General features: G+C 66.3%; 13 protein-coding genes. 10 read left to right on the forward strand and 3 right to left on the reverse strand.

Annotated elements, in window-relative coordinates:
- The 6 genes from AC05QJ_RS18775 (at position 1) to AC05QJ_RS18800 (ending at position 6,606) form a co-directional block, all read left to right on the forward strand.
- Positions 1-1,395 (forward strand): sigma-54 interaction domain-containing protein, encoded by a 1,395-nt coding sequence (locus AC05QJ_RS18775; RefSeq protein WP_476742790.1) that lies wholly within the window; start codon positions 1-3, stop codon positions 1,393-1,395.
- A gap of 207 nt (positions 1,396-1,602) precedes the next feature.
- Complete coding sequence (locus AC05QJ_RS18780) at positions 1,603-2,994, forward strand: GntP family permease (RefSeq protein WP_476742791.1); 1,392 nt, start codon at positions 1,603-1,605, stop codon at positions 2,992-2,994.
- Between the two features lie 10 nt (positions 2,995-3,004).
- Positions 3,005-3,775 (forward strand): 3-hydroxybutyrate dehydrogenase, encoded by a 771-nt coding sequence (gene hbdH, locus AC05QJ_RS18785; RefSeq protein ID WP_476742792.1) that lies wholly within the window; start codon positions 3,005-3,007, stop codon positions 3,773-3,775.
- 44 nt (positions 3,776-3,819) lie between these two features.
- Positions 3,820-4,299 (forward strand): serine protease inhibitor ecotin, encoded by a 480-nt coding sequence (eco, locus tag AC05QJ_RS18790; RefSeq protein ID WP_476742793.1) that lies wholly within the window; start codon positions 3,820-3,822, stop codon positions 4,297-4,299.
- A gap of 31 nt (positions 4,300-4,330) precedes the next feature.
- Positions 4,331-6,292 carry an acetoacetate--CoA ligase gene (locus AC05QJ_RS18795; RefSeq protein ID WP_476742794.1) on the forward strand — a complete coding sequence of 654 codons (1,962 nt, stop codon included), beginning with the start codon at positions 4,331-4,333 and terminating at the stop codon, positions 6,290-6,292.
- Positions 6,293-6,330: 38 nt separating this feature from the next.
- Positions 6,331-6,606 (forward strand): peptidylprolyl isomerase, encoded by a 276-nt coding sequence (locus tag AC05QJ_RS18800; protein WP_095153555.1) that lies wholly within the window; start codon positions 6,331-6,333, stop codon positions 6,604-6,606.
- Positions 6,607-6,636: 30 nt separating this feature from the next.
- Here AC05QJ_RS18800 and AC05QJ_RS18805 read toward each other — a convergent pair whose 3' ends face one another.
- A complete protein-coding gene (locus AC05QJ_RS18805; protein ID WP_476742795.1) occupies positions 6,637-6,891 on the reverse strand; it encodes a DUF1652 domain-containing protein in 255 nt (84 codons plus the stop codon).
- Between the two features lie 384 nt (positions 6,892-7,275).
- Here AC05QJ_RS18805 and AC05QJ_RS18810 point away from each other — a divergent pair, with 384 nt between their 5' ends.
- Positions 7,276-9,693 carry an autotransporter family protein gene (locus AC05QJ_RS18810; protein WP_476742796.1) on the forward strand — a complete coding sequence of 806 codons (2,418 nt, stop codon included), beginning with the start codon at positions 7,276-7,278 and terminating at the stop codon, positions 9,691-9,693.
- 272 nt (positions 9,694-9,965) lie between these two features.
- Here AC05QJ_RS18810 and AC05QJ_RS18815 read toward each other — a convergent pair whose 3' ends face one another.
- Positions 9,966-10,670, reverse strand: coding sequence for a CerR family C-terminal domain-containing protein (locus AC05QJ_RS18815; RefSeq protein WP_476742797.1), 705 nt, complete (start codon positions 10,668-10,670; stop codon positions 9,966-9,968).
- Positions 10,671-10,774: 104 nt separating this feature from the next.
- Here AC05QJ_RS18815 and AC05QJ_RS18820 point away from each other — a divergent pair, with 104 nt between their 5' ends.
- Genes AC05QJ_RS18820 through AC05QJ_RS18830 form a run of 3 tightly spaced genes read left to right on the forward strand, consistent with a single transcriptional unit; the run spans position 10,775 to position 14,872 of the window.
- Positions 10,775-11,875: an HlyD family secretion protein gene (locus AC05QJ_RS18820; RefSeq protein ID WP_476742798.1), complete on the forward strand. Its 1,101-nt coding sequence runs from the start codon at positions 10,775-10,777 to the stop codon at positions 11,873-11,875.
- Positions 11,868-13,448: an MDR family MFS transporter gene (locus AC05QJ_RS18825; RefSeq protein ID WP_476742799.1), complete on the forward strand. Its 1,581-nt coding sequence runs from the start codon at positions 11,868-11,870 to the stop codon at positions 13,446-13,448. Before AC05QJ_RS18820 ends, AC05QJ_RS18825 begins: the two co-directional genes overlap by 8 nt.
- Positions 13,448-14,872 (forward strand): efflux transporter outer membrane subunit, encoded by a 1,425-nt coding sequence (locus AC05QJ_RS18830; protein ID WP_476742800.1) that lies wholly within the window; start codon positions 13,448-13,450, stop codon positions 14,870-14,872. The genes AC05QJ_RS18825 and AC05QJ_RS18830 overlap by 1 nt, the downstream gene beginning before the upstream one ends.
- A gap of 26 nt (positions 14,873-14,898) precedes the next feature.
- Here AC05QJ_RS18830 and AC05QJ_RS18835 read toward each other — a convergent pair whose 3' ends face one another.
- A complete protein-coding gene (locus AC05QJ_RS18835; protein WP_476742801.1) occupies positions 14,899-15,987 on the reverse strand; it encodes a hypothetical protein in 1,089 nt (362 codons plus the stop codon).

Raw genomic sequence — 15,987 nt, forward strand, 5'->3', positions numbered from 1 at the left:
ATGCACGACAGCGACAGCCTCAAGGATTACCAGCGGGTGCGCCGCCTGGCGATCAAATCGCTGTTCGAGATCATCGAACAGTCCAGCGAAGGCACCGTGATCGTCGACCGCGACGCGCGGATCGTCTGGATGAACGAGCGCTATGCCCGCCGCTTCGGCCTGGCCGACGCCAGCGCCGCCATCGGCCAGCCCTGCGAGCAGGTGATCCCCGGCAGCCTGATGCGCGAGGTGGTGACCCAGGGCCGCCCGGCGCTGCTGGACATGCTCGACACGCCGAAGGAGCCGCTGGTGGTCATGCGCCTGCCGATCCACGATGGCGACGGCGCGGTCATCGGCGCCATCGGTTTCGCCCTGTTCGACGAGTTGCGCAGCCTGTCGCCGCTGCTCAAGCGCTACGCCAGCATGCAGCAGGAACTGGCCTCGACCCGTTCGCTGCTCAAGGCGCGCCAGGCCAAGTACAGTTTCAACCAGTTCATCGGCACCAGCGCCCGCAGCCTGGAGGTCAAGCGCCGGGCACGGCGGGCGGCGAGCAGCGATTCGCCGGTGCTCCTGCTGGGCGAGACCGGCACCGGCAAGGAACTGCTGGCCCACGCCATTCACGCCGCCTCGCCACGGGCGCACCGGGCCTTCGTCAGCATCAACAGCGCGGCGATTCCGGAAACCCTGCTTGAAGCCGAATTCTTCGGTACCGCTCCGGGCGCCTTTACCGGTGCCGACCGCAAGGGCCGCCCTGGCAAACTGCAACTGGCCGAAGGCGGCACCCTGTTCCTCGACGAGATCGGCGACATGCCGCTGCCGCTTCAGAGCAAGCTGCTGCGGGTGTTGCAGGAAAAGGAATACGAACCCGTAGGTTCCAACCAGATGCTGCAGACCGACGTGCGCATCGTCGCCGCCACCTCGCGAGACCTGCAGGCGGCCATGGCCCGGGGCGAGTTTCGTGCCGACCTGTATTACCGGCTCAATGTGCTGCCAATCGAAGTGCCGGCGTTGCGCGAACGGCTGGAAGACTTGCCGGCGTTGAGCGAAACCCTCCTCGAAGACCTCGGCAGCCGCCATGAACTGGACGACGACGCCCAGGCGCTGCTGACCCGGCATGCCTGGCCGGGGAATATCCGCGAGCTTCGAAATGTGCTGGAGCGGGCCACCTTGCTGGCAGACCAGGCGCGCCTGGGCGCAGCGGATATCCGGGCAGCGCTGGGGACGTTGCAGCCGCTGGCGGTGGCGGATGAGCCGGTGACCGGGTATCGCGAAGCGTGCGAGGCGTTCGAGCGGGACTTGCTGGGCAAGGCGCTGGCGCGCTGCGGCGGGAATGTACCGGAAGCCGCGCGGCAGTTGGGATTGGGGCGGTCGACCTTGTACAAGAAGCTGGTGGCGCTGGGGATTCAGTCTCCATAAAGAGACTCAAGTCTTGATTTTGAGACCGCTCTTTCTGGCCTCATCGCGGCGGTTCGGCCACCCCACAATCTCAAAAAAGAGACAAACTCGACCAGAGAAATCAGAATTTGATATTTTTCTCTTTTAAATCAACAACTTATAAAGTTGGCACGATTCCCGCTACCTCCTTGAACCCAACAAAAACAAGAGTCACCAAGGAGACACTCCATGAGTGTGATCATCGCCCTCGCAGCCCTGGCGCTGCTGATGCTGGCTGCCTACCGTGGTTATAGCGTCATTCTGTTCGCCCCCATCGCCGCCCTCGGCGCTGTCCTGCTCACTGACCCGTCCGCCGTCGCTCCCGCCTTCACCGGGGTGTTCATGGAGAAAATGGTCGGCTTCATCAAGCTGTATTTCCCGGTGTTCCTGCTCGGGGCGGTGTTCGGCAAGCTGATCGAGCTGTCGGGCTTTTCCCGCTCCATCGTCGCCGCCGCCATCCGCCTGCTCGGCACCCGCCAGGCGATGCTGGTGATCGTGCTGGTCTGCGCCCTGCTCACCTACGGCGGCGTGTCGCTGTTCGTGGTGGTGTTCGCGGTCTACCCGTTCGCCGCCGAGATGTTCCGCCAGAGCAACATCCCCAAGCGGCTGATCCCGGCAACCATCGCCCTGGGCGCGTTCTCGTTCACCATGGACGCCCTGCCCGGCACGCCGCAGATCCAGAACATCATCCCCAGCACCTTCTTCAACACCACCGCCTGGGCCGCTCCCTGGCTGGGGCTGATCGGCACGCTGTTCGTGTTCTGCACCGGCATGCTCTATCTGCAACGCCAGCGCAACAAGGCCCAGCGCGCCGGTGAAGGCTACGGCACCGAGCTGCGCAACGAGCCGGAAACCGCCGACGACCTGACCCTGCCTAACCCGCTGCTGGCGCTGTCGCCGCTGCTGCTGGTGGGGATCATGAACCTGCTGTTCACCCACTGGATTCCCGACTGGTATGGCAAGAGCCACAGCCTGCAACTGCCGGGTATGGCCGCGCCGGTGCAGACCGACATTGCCAAGCTGACGGCCATCTGGGCCGTGGAAGCGGCGCTGCTGCTGGGCATCCTGCTGGTGCTGGTGGCCGGCTTCAAGGCGATCAAGAGCCGCCTGGCCGATGGCAGCAAGGCGGCGGTGAGCGGTGCCCTGCTGGCAGCGATGAACACCGCGTCGGAATACGGCTTCGGCGCGGTGATCGCCTCGCTGCCGGGCTTCCTGGTACTGGCTGATGCGCTGAAGGCCATCCCCAACCCGCTGGTCAACGAAGCCATCACCGTAACCCTGCTGGCCGGCATCACGGGCTCGGCGTCCGGGGGCATGAGCATTGCCCTGGCGGCGATGTCCGACAGTTTCATCGCCGCGGCCAACGCCGCCAATATCCCGCTGGAAGTGCTGCACCGGGTTGCCGCCATGGCCAGCGGCGGCATGGATACCCTGCCGCACAACGGCGCGGTCATTACCCTGCTGGCCGTCACCGGCCTGACTCACCGCGAAGCCTACAAGGACATTTTCGGCATTACCCTGATCAAGACCCTGGCGGTGTTCGTCGTGATCGCCACCTTCTACGCCACCGGCATCGTCTGAGGAGCCACCCATGAATCTCAAAGGAAAAACCGCATTGGTCACCGGCTCCACCAGCGGCATCGGCCTGGGCATCGCCAAGGTACTGGCCGCCGCCGGCGCCGATGTGCTGCTCAACGGCTTCGGCGATCCGACCGCCGCGCTGGCGGAGGTCGGCAGCCATGGCACGAAAGTCGCCCACCATCCCGCCGACCTTGGCGATGTGGCCCAGCTCGAAGCGTTGTTCGACTATGCCCGGCAGCACTTCGGCGCTGTCGATATCCTCGTCAACAACGCCGGCATCCAGCACGTGGCGCCGGTCGAAGACTTTCCCGTGGAGCGCTGGGATTCGATCATCGCGGTCAACCTCTCGGCCGTGTTCCACTGCACCCGCCTGGCCCTGCCGGGCATGCGCCAGCGCAACTGGGGACGGATCGTCAATATCGCCTCGGTGCACGGCCAGGTCGGCTCACTGGGCAAGGTCGCCTACGTGGCGGCCAAACACGGCGTGGTCGGTCTGACCAAGGTGGTCGGCCTGGAAACCGCCACCAGCGGCGTCACCTGCAACGCCATCTGCCCTGGCTGGGTGCTGACCCCGCTGGTGCAGAAGCAGATCGACGACCGCATCGCCGCAGGCCAGGACCCGCAGCAGGCGCAACACGATCTGCTGGCAGAGAAGCAGCCGTCCGTGGCCTTCGTCACACCGCAGCACCTGGGTGAGCTGGTATTGTTTCTCTGTAGTGATGCCGGCAGCCAGGTTCGCGGCGCCGCCTGGAACATCGACGGTGGCTGGCTGGCGCAGTAAGGCGCGGCGGGCATCACGGACCGACAACTGTGCAAGGAGCTCTCATGCGCCCGTATTCCCTCACTGCCCTGTTCACCCTGTCCCTGGCGGCCAGCCCGCTGGTGCCGGCCGCCAGCCTGAAGGACGTCGCGCCGTATCCGGAAGCGGAAAAAGGCTTCACCCGCCAGGTGATCCACCTGCCCGCACAAGAGGACGAAAACGCGTTCAAACTCGAAGTGCTGGCCGGCAAGGAATTGCTGGTGGACTGCAACCGCCAGCGCCTCGGCGGGCATCTGGAAGAGAAAGACCTCAAGGGCTGGGGCTACCCCTACTACCGGCTGGAAAAGGTCTCCGGCCCGGCCTCGACCCTGATGGCCTGCCCGGACCAGACCAAGACCAAGGCCTTCGTCCCGGTGATCGGCGATGGCTTCCTGTTGCGCTACAACAGCAAGCTGCCGGTGGTGGTCTATGTACCTGAAGGGGTCGAGGTGCGTTACCGGATCTGGTCGGCCTCCGGCGAGGTGAAAAACGCCAGCGTCGAATAGACTCAAACACAGGCAGACAAGGGGAATCGGCATGAACGATGTGCTCTGGCGCCCGAGCGAGGCGCGTATTCAGGCAAGCCGCATGGACCAGTTCCGGCGCGAGATCAACCAGCGCTTCGGCCTCGACCTGGCCGATTACCCCGCCCTGCACCGCTGGAGCATCGAGCAGCGTGCGACCTTCTGGGACACCCTGGCCGAGCGCTTCGAGGTGCGCTGGCATCACACCCCGATCAAGGCGCTGGACGAGGGCCCGCAAATGCCCGACGCCCGCTGGTTCCCCGGCGCCACCCTGAACTTCGCCGCGCACCTGCTGCGGCGACGCGATGAGGGTGTCGCCGTGGTCTCGGTGCGCGAGGACGGCCAGCGCTTCACCCTCACCCATGGCGAACTGGCGGCCCAGGTCGCCGGCTTGCAACGGGCCTTCAAGGCGGCCGGGGTCGGCGTTGGCGACCGGGTCGCGGCCTGCATGCCCAATACCTGGCAGACGCTGGTGGCGATGCTCGCCTGCACCAGCCTCGGCGCGATCTGGTCCAGTTCGTCGCCGGAATTCGGCACCCAGGGCATCGTCGAACGGTTTGGCCAGATCGAGCCGAAGCTGCTTTTGGTGTGCGCCGGCTATCAGTACGCCGGCAAGCCGCTGTCCCAGGTGGACAAGCTCAACGAAGTGCTGGCCGCCCTGCCCGCACTGCAACAGCTGCTGGTGGTGCCCTACGGCAATGCCGACGCCGTTCCCGAGGCCTTCCGCACCAACGCCCGGGTCAGCCTGTGGGACGATTTCTACCAGAGCGGCGGCGAACCGGCTTTCGTCCCGCTGCCGTTCGACCATCCGCTGTACATCCTCTATTCCAGCGGCACCACCGGCGTGCCCAAGTGCATCGTCCACAGCGCCGGCGGCGTGCTGCTGCAACACCTCAAGGAACACGGCCTGCACAACGACCTGGGGCCGGACGACGTGCTGTTCTACTACACCACCTGCGGCTGGATGATGTGGAACTGGCTGGTCAGCGGCCTGGCCCTCGGCGCCACCCTGGTGCTGTACGACGGCTCGCCGTTCCATCCGGGCCCGCAGCGCCTGCTTGACCTGATCGACGCCGAGGGCATCAGCGTGTTCGGCACCAGCGCCAAGTACCTCGCGGCACTGGAACAGGCCGGGCTGCAGCCGCGCCAAAGCCATCGCCTGGAGCGCTTGCGCCTGCTGCTGTCCACCGGTTCGCCGCTGTCGCCCCACAGCTACGACTACGTGTACCGCGAGGTGAAGGAAGACATCTGCCTGGTGTCCATGTCCGGCGGCACCGATATCGTCTCCTGCTTCGTGCTCGGCAACCCGACCCTGCCGGTGCGCCGGGGCGTGATCCAGTGCAAGGGCCTGGGCATGGCCGTCGAGGTCTGGAATGACCAGGGCCAGGCAGTGCTGGAGGAGAAAGGCGAACTGGTGTGCACCCGACATTTCCCGGCGATTCCCCTGGGGTTCTGGAACGACCCCGATGGCGAGCGCTTCCAGGCTGCCTATTTCAGCCAGTTCGACGGCGTGTGGTGCCAGGGCGACTACGCCGAGGAGTTCGCCGAGGGCGGCCTGGCGATCCACGGCCGCTCCGATGCCGTGCTCAACCCCGGCGGCGTGCGCATCGGCACCGCCGAGATCTACCGCCAGGTGGAAAAGGTCGAGCAGGTGCTGGACAGCGTCGCCATCGGCCAGCAATGGCAACACGATGTGCGGGTGGTGCTGTTCGTCCGCCTGGCCGAAGGCGTCACACTGAATGATGCGCTGCAGGCGCAGATCCGCAAGGTCATCCGCGACAACACCAGTGCCCGTCATGTGCCGGCGGTGATTGTCCAGGTGGCGGACATCCCGCGCACCATCAGTGGCAAGATCGTCGAACTGGCGGTGCGCAACGTCGTGCATGGCCTGCCGGTGAAAAACACCGACGCCCTGGCCAACCCGCAGGCGCTGGAGCATTTTCGCGACCGCACCGAGCTGCGCGATCAGGCATAATCGCCGGCTTTTACCCGCAACCCCGAGGCACCCGCATCATGAAAGCACAGGCCCGACACATCCTGGTCAAGACGGCCGAAGAAGCCGAGCAACTCAAGCAACGCATCGCCAAGGGCGAGGCCTTCGACGTGCTGGCGAAGAAATATTCCACCTGCCCCTCGGGCAAGCGTGGCGGCGACCTGGGCGAGGTCCGCCCGGGCCAGATGGTGGGGGCGATCGATCAGGTGATCTTCAAGAAACCGTTGCGCACGGTGCATGGGCCGATCAAGAGCAAGTTCGGTTATCACCTGGTGCAGACGTTCTATCGGGATTGAGCGGGTTCCCGATAACCGCTCCGATCCCGCTCAGCTGGCATCGCGCAGCGGCACTGCCGTCTGCTGGTCCAGCAGATCACAGCGCAGCTGGATCATCAGCGCGGAAATGGCCCCCATGCCGTTCAGTTGCTCGATATTGATACCGGGCCTCACCAGCACAGGGTTCGGGTTGCCGCTTTCGTACAGCGTCACGGTCAGGGATTGATCTTTGGCCAGGGTGCAAAGGCACCGAACCGGTAGAAAGCTCTTCTCGACGAGATTCCGCAGTTCCAGCGTAGATAGCATGTCCATGACTCCCTGGCAGTGGAAGGGCTGCAGGCTCCTAGGTCCCGGATGAAAAGCCTTGATACTTGGCCATGCTGCGTTGAAAACAGCCTCGGAATGCTCATTTACTCCAGTAAACTCCGCTTCCTCGGCTGTTTTCGCCTTGCCTGGCCGGCGTCTCAAGGCTTTTCATACAGAACCTAGCCTGCAGTGCGCTGTTCATCGTAGGTCAATGGCTTCGTGCCGATCAGAACATTTCCCGATAAAAGGGCGGGTTTTTACCGCCTACCTGATATTTTTGTCAGTTGTCGAGCTGGCCCATCGCCTGTATTCCTGGTCGCATCGTCCAGCAAACGCTGGATCGAGGCAGTACTGAGCCTTTTGTCTTCCTGGAGAATACAGGCGATGCGTACACCTCTGATGCTGATCTGCAGTGCATTCTCGTTACTCACCCTTCCCCTCGAATCCGTCCACGGCGCCTGCAGCTTCGGTGCCGACACCGGCGACGACACCTACACCTGCGACAGCGGCACAGCCGCTTCACTCACCGACCTCAACGGCAACAACACCCTGATCCTGCCAGCCGGCGGCAGCGGCACCATCACCGGCGGCGTCACCTTCGGCGTCGGCAACGACCGGGTGGAGGTGCATTCCGGCACCATCGGTGGCGCGGTGTTCATGGACGACGAGATCGACGCCTTCATCATGACCGGCGGACAGATCCAGTCCCTGGACCAGGGCGAGGGCCTCGACCGCTTCGAAATGAGCGGGGGGCGCATCGTCGGCGGTTTCGACTCAGGCGATATCGCGCTGATGACCGGCGGCCGCATCGGCCGGGTCGACATGAAGCTGGACGACAATGTGTTCGACATGCGCGCCGGCACCATCGACAACAACCTGGTGACCGGTTTCGGCAAGGACACCATTCTTCTCAGCGGTGGCTTGATCGGCGGCAATATCAGCGTCTCTGGCGGCGACGACAGCGTGACCGTCACCGGTGGCGAGGTCGTCGGCAACGTGCTGCTCAGCACCGGCAACGACACCGTGGTCTGGCGCGGTGGCGGCATCCTCCGGGGCGGCCTGCAACTGGGCCAGGGTGACGACCGGACCCTGCTGGCCAACCTCAGCGACGCGCAGCTGGCGGTCGTTACCCAGATCAACGCAGACCTGGGCAACGACCTGCTGACGCTGGACAACACCACCGCCACCCTCGACGGACGCTTCTCCAACTGGGAAAGCATCGCCCTGACCAATGGCTCGGCGGGCGCTCTCAACAGCAACCTGACCCTGGGCGACCTGGCCAGCGGCACCGGTACCTTGACCCTCGACGGCAGCAGCCGCCTGCAATCCACCGGCGGCGTGATCGGCGCCTTCACTGCCGGGCAGAACGCCAGCGTCAGCAACGCCGGCCTGATCGACCTGAGCAGCGCTGGCGACGGCCTCGGCCGCCTGACCGTCAACGGCAGCTACACCGGCAACGGCGGCCGCCTGCAACTGAACAGCGTGCTGGAGGGCGACGGCGCCGCCTCGGACCGGCTGGTGGTCAACCAGGGCACGATCTCCGGCACCACTACCCTGCTGGTCAACAACCTCGGTGGCACCGGTGCGCTCACCACGGCCAACGGCATCCAGGTGGTCGAGGCCGGCAGCGGCGTGACCGGCAGCGCCAGCGCCTTCCAGTTGGGCGCGCCGTTGTCGGTCGGCGCTTACCAGTACTACCTGTTCAAAGGCGGCGTCACCGCCGACAGCGCCGAAGGCTGGTACCTGCGCTCGTCGGTGGTGGCAGCGTCCGAACCGGGCATTGCGGAGCCGGTGGCCGCCCTCGGTACCCCGCCGCTGCCAGACCCGGAGCCTGGCGCAAGCATCCCGCTGTATCGTCCGGAAGCGGCGGTCTATGCGGTTGCCAACCGCGCCGCAGCGCTGATCGGACGCAGCACCCTGAGTACCTTCCATGAACGGCAGGGTGAACAGCGCCTGCTCGACGGCCAGGGCGCGCTGCCGGGCGGCTGGGGCCGCTTCTTCGGCGACAAGCTGCGCCAGCAGTGGAGCGGCGATGTCTCGCCCAGCCTGGACGGCAGCTTGCGCGGCTTCCAGGTTGGCCACGACCTCTACGGCCAGACCAGCGACAGCGGTTACCGCCAGCGCGCCGGACTGTATGTCGCTCACACCCGGCTGACCGGCGATATCCGCGGCTTCGCTCTGGGCTTCGAAGACATCGCCGTGGGCGACATGAAACTCGAAGGTGACAGCGTCGGCGCCTACTGGACCCTGGTCGGTCCGCAACAGGGGTACCTCGACGCCGTGGCCCAGTACACCCGCCTCGATGGCCGTGCCCGTTCCGACCGTGGCCTGCGCATCGACCTCGACGGCCACGCCTGGGCGGCGTCCCTGGAAACCGGCTATCCGATCCCGCTGAGCGAGCATTGGGTGCTGGAACCGCAGGCGCAGATCATCGGCCAGAAGGTGTCGCTGGAACGTCAGGACGATGGCGTTTCCGAGATCCGCCAGGACAGCGACACCCAGTGGACCGGCCGCCTCGGTGCCCGGCTCAAGGGCGCGTACCAGGCCGGCACGGTGCCGGTCGAACCCTGGGTGCGGGCCAACGTGTGGCACAGCCTCGCCGGCGAAGACCGCCTGACCTTCGACGACGTCGACACCCTCAAGACAGATCAGCAGGCCACCTGGGCCGACGTCGGTGTGGGGATCACCGCGCGTCTGAGCCCGGCGGTCAGCGTGTACACCGGCCTCACCTACGCCGCCAACCTCGACAGCCGCGAGCAGGAGCAGTTAGCGGGTAACTTCGGCGTGCGTATCGACTGGTAAGCCGGTGTTTGGCCGGTCGGTGTGGCTCCGCCGACCGGTCTTTTTTTGCGTTGCGGACAGCGCTTGCAAGACTGGAGATTTTCGGCGGCGTCAAGATCGAGCGCCGTCCGCACGGCGCATCGCCGGCAACGCCGGCTCCCACAAGCAGTTGTGCCAGACGATAAGCCTGTGCACGACGCAAATACCGTGGGAGCCGGCGTTGCCGGCGATGCGCCGCGCAGGCGGCGCTCGATCTGTTCGCTACTCCCGCCCCTGCCTGAGCCCCCGGGCATTCAGCCCATACCACGCTCGGCCACCAGCGCCCTGAGCATCAGCCGCGTCTGCGACAGTAACACCTCCCGCACCGTTTCCATCCGCTCGCGATCGACGCTGTCCCAGCCCAGGGTGCCCAGCACCTGCTGGCGCAGCACGCGGAAGACCATGCCCTGGCTGTTGAGCACGAACATCCTGATCAGGGTGCGCTCGTCATCAGCCGGCAAGCCGGTGAGACGGCCGATAACGCCACCGGTCACCCGCCGAATCGGGCCGTGCAGGCGCTGGCTCATCAGCTCCAGGGTGTCGGGGCTGTCGTGCCCGGCCTGGGCGCAGGCCATGAACTGGCGCCAGGCGCTGGCCCGCGGGCTGTCGTGAATGAAACCGATGAACCCGCCCAGCACCGCCAGGTAGCTTTCCACCAGGGCATCATCGCTGCTGTCCGGGTCGTTCAGGGTACGCTCGGCGTTGTCCACCGCCTCCCGCACCTGCTCCCAGACCCGCTCGATGATGAACTCGACACAGGCCAGGTACAGGCCTTCCTTGTTGCCGAAGTAGTACTGCAAGGCCGGCGCGTTGACGCCGGCGTCCACGGCGATATCGCGGGTGGTGGCCGCGCCGAAGCCACGCTCGCCGAACAGGCGCATGGCGCTGTCGATCAGCCGGGCGCGGGTTTCCTCGCCACGCTGGTAACCGCCCTCGGCTGCGGGTTTGTGTCGGGCCATGACAACGCTCCTGATGAATTCAGGGTGAAAAATATATCAGTTGACATAAATTGTCACATTCGCGCATTTTATTCCGACCGATATAAATTCGAGCCGAGCCCTCCATGTCCGTCGATCAATCACCGAAAACCGATCTTGAGCAGGTCACGCCCAATCGTCGCGCACCGCTGCGCGTACTGCTGGGGCTGGGAGGCGTGGCGCTGATCGCCGCCGTAGCCTGGGGTGGCTGGTGGTATGTCGAGGGCCGCCATTTCGAGAGCACCGACGACGCCTACCTGCAGGCCGACAGCATGACCGTGGCGCCAAAGATCGGTGGCTACATCGCCGAGGTGCTGGTGGCCGACAACCAGCGGGTCGAAGCCGGCCAGCCGGTGGCGCGCCTGGATGTGCAGAACTACCGCGCCGCCAGCGACAAGTCGGCAGCGATCGTCGCGGCCCGCGAGGCGGACGTCGCCCGCGCCGAAGCGGAACTGGCCCAGCAGGACGCCACCATCGCCCAGAACCGCGCGGAGCTGGCCGGTGCCGACAACGACCTCAAGCACGCCCGCGCCCAGGTGCAACGCTACACGCCGCTGGCCCGCTCCGGCGCGGAAACCGAGGAGCGCCTGGCCGACCTGGTCAACGAGCAGGCCCGCGCCGCCTCCACCCTCGCCGCCCGCCAGGCCGCGCTGCGCGCCAGCGAAGTGCGCACCGCCACCCTCAAGGCACAGGTGCAACAGGCCCGGGCACAGTTCGCCGAAGCCAAAGCCAGCGCCCGGCAATCGGACATCGACCTGGACGACACCCTGCTGCGCAGCCCCATCGCCGGCAATGTCGCCGACCGCGGCGTGCGGGTCGGCCAGTACGCCCAGCCGGGCACCCGGTTGATGACCATCGTGCCGCTGCAGTCGCTGTACCTGACCGCCAATTTCAAGGAAACCCAGATCGGCGCCATGCGCCCCGGCCAGCGTGTCATCGTGCATGTGGACGCCCTGCCCGGCCGCGACCTGCAAGGTCATATCGACAGCCTGGCTCCCGGCACCGGCGCCCAGTTCGCCCTGCTGCCGCCGTCCAATGCCACCGGCAACTTCACCAAGATCGTCCAGCGGGTGCCGGTGCGCATCGTCCTCGACATCCCCGCCGAGCTGAATCAGGTCCTGCTGCCGGGCCTGTCGGCCACCGTCGAGGTAGACCTGCGCTCCACCGGGGACCAGCACCATGGCTGAAACCGCAGCCATCCACGCCAGCAGCCCGCCGCACCCGGCCAACGCCTCCCTCAGCGACTGGATCGCGGTGGTCGCCGGTGGCCTCGGTGCCTTGCTGGCGACCCTGGACATCTCCATCACCAACTCGGCACTGCCGCAGATCCAGGGCCAGATCGGCGCCACCGGCACCGAGGGCACCTGGATCAGCACCGGCTACCTGATGGCCGAGATCGTCATGATTCCGCTGGCAGCCTGGTTGAGCCGGGTCCTTGGCCTGCGCCGCTTCCTGATGGCGATGGCGCTGATGTTCACCCTGTTTTCCATGTACTGCGGCCTGGCCAGCAGCCTGCCGGAGATGATCTTCGGCCGGATCGGCCAGGGCTTTGCCGGCGGCGCGATGATCCCCACGGCACAGACCATCATCCGCACCCGCCTGCCTCAACACCAACTGGCCATCGGCATGAGCGCCTTCGGTCTCACCGTGTTGCTCGGGCCGCTGCTCGGCCCGGTGCTGGGCGGCTGGCTGACGGAAAACTCCAGTTGGCGCTGGTGCTTCTTTCTCAACCTGCCGGTGAGCGCGGTGCTGATCGCCCTGCTCTGGTCGGGCCTGAAACCGGAAAAGGCCAACCTGCAGGCGCTGTTCAAGGCCGACTGGCTGGGCATCACCGGCCTGGCGGTGGGCCTGAGTTCGCTGACCGTGCTGCTGGAAGAAGGCCAGCGCGAGCGCTGGTTCGAGTCGAGCATGATCCAGTGGCTCGGCGTGGCCACCCTGCTCGGTTTTCTGCTGGTCGCCATCGGCCAGTTCAGCGCCCGCCAGCCCATCGTCCGCCTGCGGCTGATGGCCAACCCGCGCTATGCCAGCGTCATCGTCATCGTCGCAGCGGTGGGTGGCGCCATTTATGGTGTGTCGTACCTGTTGCCACAGTTTCTCGCCAATATCTCCGGCTACAACGCCCAGCAGGCGGGTTCGATCATGCTGCTGTCGGGGATTCCGGCGTTCCTGCTGATGCCCTTTCTGCCGCGCCTGCTCAGCCGCTACGACGCCCGGATCATGGTGATCGCCGGCTTGCTGCTGTTCGGCGTGAGTTGCCTGCTCGACCTGTCGCTGACCGCCGACAGCGTCGGCCATGATTTCTACGCCTCCCAGCTTATCCGCGGCTTTGCCCAGATCCTGGCGATGATGCCGCTGAACCAGGCATCGATGTCCGCCGTGCCGGTGCACGAAGCCGGCGAGGCTGCCGGGCTGTACAACATGGCGCGCAACCTCGGCGGCTCCATCGGCCTGGCCCTGCTGGGCGTGCTGATCGACCGCCGCGAGCACGTCCACGATGCCGCGCTGCGCGAATCCATCAGCGCCAACAGCAGCCTGGTGCAGGACCAGATGGCCCAGCGCGCCGGCAGCTTCATGGCCCACGGCACCGACCTCGCCCATGCCCAGTTGCAGGCCCTGCAACAGGTTGCCGACACCATCGCCCGTGAAGCGCTGGTGATGACCTACAGCGACAGTTTCCTGTTGCTGGGCATCGCCCTGCTCGCCTGCATTCCCCTTGCCCTGCTGCTGAAAACGCGCCCGTTGCCGAAGAGAATCCGCTGATGCGAAACCCGTTGCTCACTGCCCTGGCGCTGGCCGTACTGGCCGGCTGCACCGTTGGCCCCGACTATCAGGGCGCGCCGGACGTCGCCACTGACACTCTGGCCCGCGGCCAACTGGCCCACGATCGCCAGGACCAGGCCCGCACCCCGGCCGTATCCGACTGGTGGCGCGGGCTGAATGATCCGCTGCTCGACCGGCTGGTGACCGACGCCCTGGCCAACAGCCCTGATATCGCCCAGGCCCGGGCGCGCCTGAGCCAGTCCCGCGCTGGCCTGCGCAGCGAACAAGCCAGTGGCCGGCCAAAAGTCTCCAGCAACGCCACGATGCTGCGGATGCGCTCACCGGACCTGTCGCAGCTCGGCGGGGAAAGTGGCGGTGGCGGCGGCCGTGGGCCGCTGAGCCTGTACCTGATGGACTTCGACGCCAGTTGGGAAGTGGACCTGTTCGGCGGCACCCGTCGCGCCATCGAGGCGGCACAGGCCAGTGCCGAAGCCAGCGCCGCCGAACTGGCCGACGCCCAGGTGCAACTGGTGGCCGAGGTGGTGCAGGGCTACGTCGATCTGCGCGACCGCCAGGCGCGGCTAGCGGTGGTGGACGAAACCGTCGCCGCCGACCGGCAGATCGTCGACCTGACCCGCCAGCGCCGTGGCCAGGGTGTCGCCAGCGAACTGCAACTGGAACAGATCCTGACCCAGGCCGAGACCACCCGCTCCCGCCAGCTGCCGCTGCAGACCGAGATCATCGAATCCCTCGACCGCCTCGCCCTGCTCTGCGGCCTGGAACCGGGCGAGCTGGACGCCCGCCTGAGCAGCGCCGGCGACCTGCCGAGCATTCCCGCGCAGGTGCCGGTGGCCAGCCCCGAGCACCTGCTCAAGGCCCGCCCCGACGTGCGCAACGCCGAGCGCAACCTGGCCTCGGCCACCGCGCAGATCGGCGAGAAGAAAGCCGACTGGTTTCCCAAGCTGAGCCTGATGGGCGACCTCGGTTTCAGCGCCGCCGACCCCGGCCACCTGGCGCGCAAGAGCAACGGCACCTGGCTGGTGGTGCCTCGCCTGACCTGGAACGCCCTGGATTTCGGCCGGGTACAAGCGTCGATAGACGCCGCCGAGAGCGGCCGCGACCTGGCCCTGGCGCAGTACCGCGGCACCGTGCTCAACGCCCTGCGTGATGCCGACACGTCATTGGCCCGTTATGGCCACCAGCGGGAAAACGTAGTGATGCTGAGGGACATCCAGCGCTCCGCCGAGCGGGCCGCCGAACTCACCGGCGAACGCTACCGCGCCGGCACCGCCAGCACCCTCGACTGGCTCGATGCCGAGCGCACGCGCTTCGATGCGCGGCAGAACCGCATCGCCGCGGATGCGCAGTTGCTCAAGGATTTCGCGGCGCTGCACAAGGCGCTGGGACTGGGCTGGACAGAGTGATCGCGCGGCCCGGCAGGCGCCGGGCCTCACTTCTTCTTCGCGACCGGGGTCAACCAGCCCACCATGCCCTCCAGTTGCGCAGAGCGCTCGAACAGCGCCTTGGCGTCATACCAGCGCTCATCGGCGGCCGCCTGCCACTCCTGGCCCCAGCTGCTGCGCAGCTTCAGGCCGGTGTAGCAGCGCTCGGCGTCGCACAGTTCCGCGTAGCCGTAGACCACCAGCGCGTGCATGTCGTCGCACTTGCCGTTTTTCTTCTTCGCCGAGAGGCAGATGCCTTCGAGGATCACCGGATTGTCGCGTTTGACCGCGTCGATGATGGCTTTGCGGTACTGGGTGTAGGACAGGCTTTTCTTGCCCGTGGGCGGAAGCATGCCCATGGTGTAGTCGTTCCGGTCGAAGAACGCGCGGTTCCTGGCCAGCGCGCAGTTCGCCGGAATCGCCAGCCGGGTCAGGAAGCCATCGAACGACTCGCGCCGCAGCGCGCGGGACAATGCCAGGATGTCGGTGTGGAAATTCGGCAGGATGGCCCCCAGCTCCTCCAGGGTTCCGGGCGGACACTGGGTGCTACAGGGCGGGTTGTACTTCTTGTAGAAGGCTTCGAGGCTAGCGAGGGTCTCGTTCTGCGACAGCACCACCGTGTCAGCCACGCCCTGGCCGGTACTGGCGGTGCCGATGAAGAAGCTCTCGTAGGGCGCGCACTGTTGCGAGGCCACTTCCCCGGCGAACAGCGCCGCCTTCTCCAGGGTGTAGAGCGCAGAGCCCCCGCTGATGCGGATGGCCGGATAGGAGCTGGAATACTCCAGGCCTTCGTTGTTTTCCGGGCGCGAGGCATAGCGGGTGATATCGAGGGGCGAGGCCAGTGCGCTCTTCGGCGCGCTGGCGCAATCCTGGCCGAGCCCCTTGCAAACGTAGTAGTTGTAGACCGTCGCCGCCGCGTGGGCGAAGCACAGCGGCAGCGAGCCCTGATCGGTCAGCGGCGGCAGGTTGCTGATGATATGGCTCTTGTCCTTCTTCACCGTGAAGCCATGCAGCGACACGAAGGGCGAGACGACCTCGCCGGCATGGCTCGCGGTCGCCCAGCACGCCAGGGCCAACGGCAGCGCAGACCTCATCAT

The organism is Pseudomonas sp. TUM25319 (assembly GCF_056388475.1).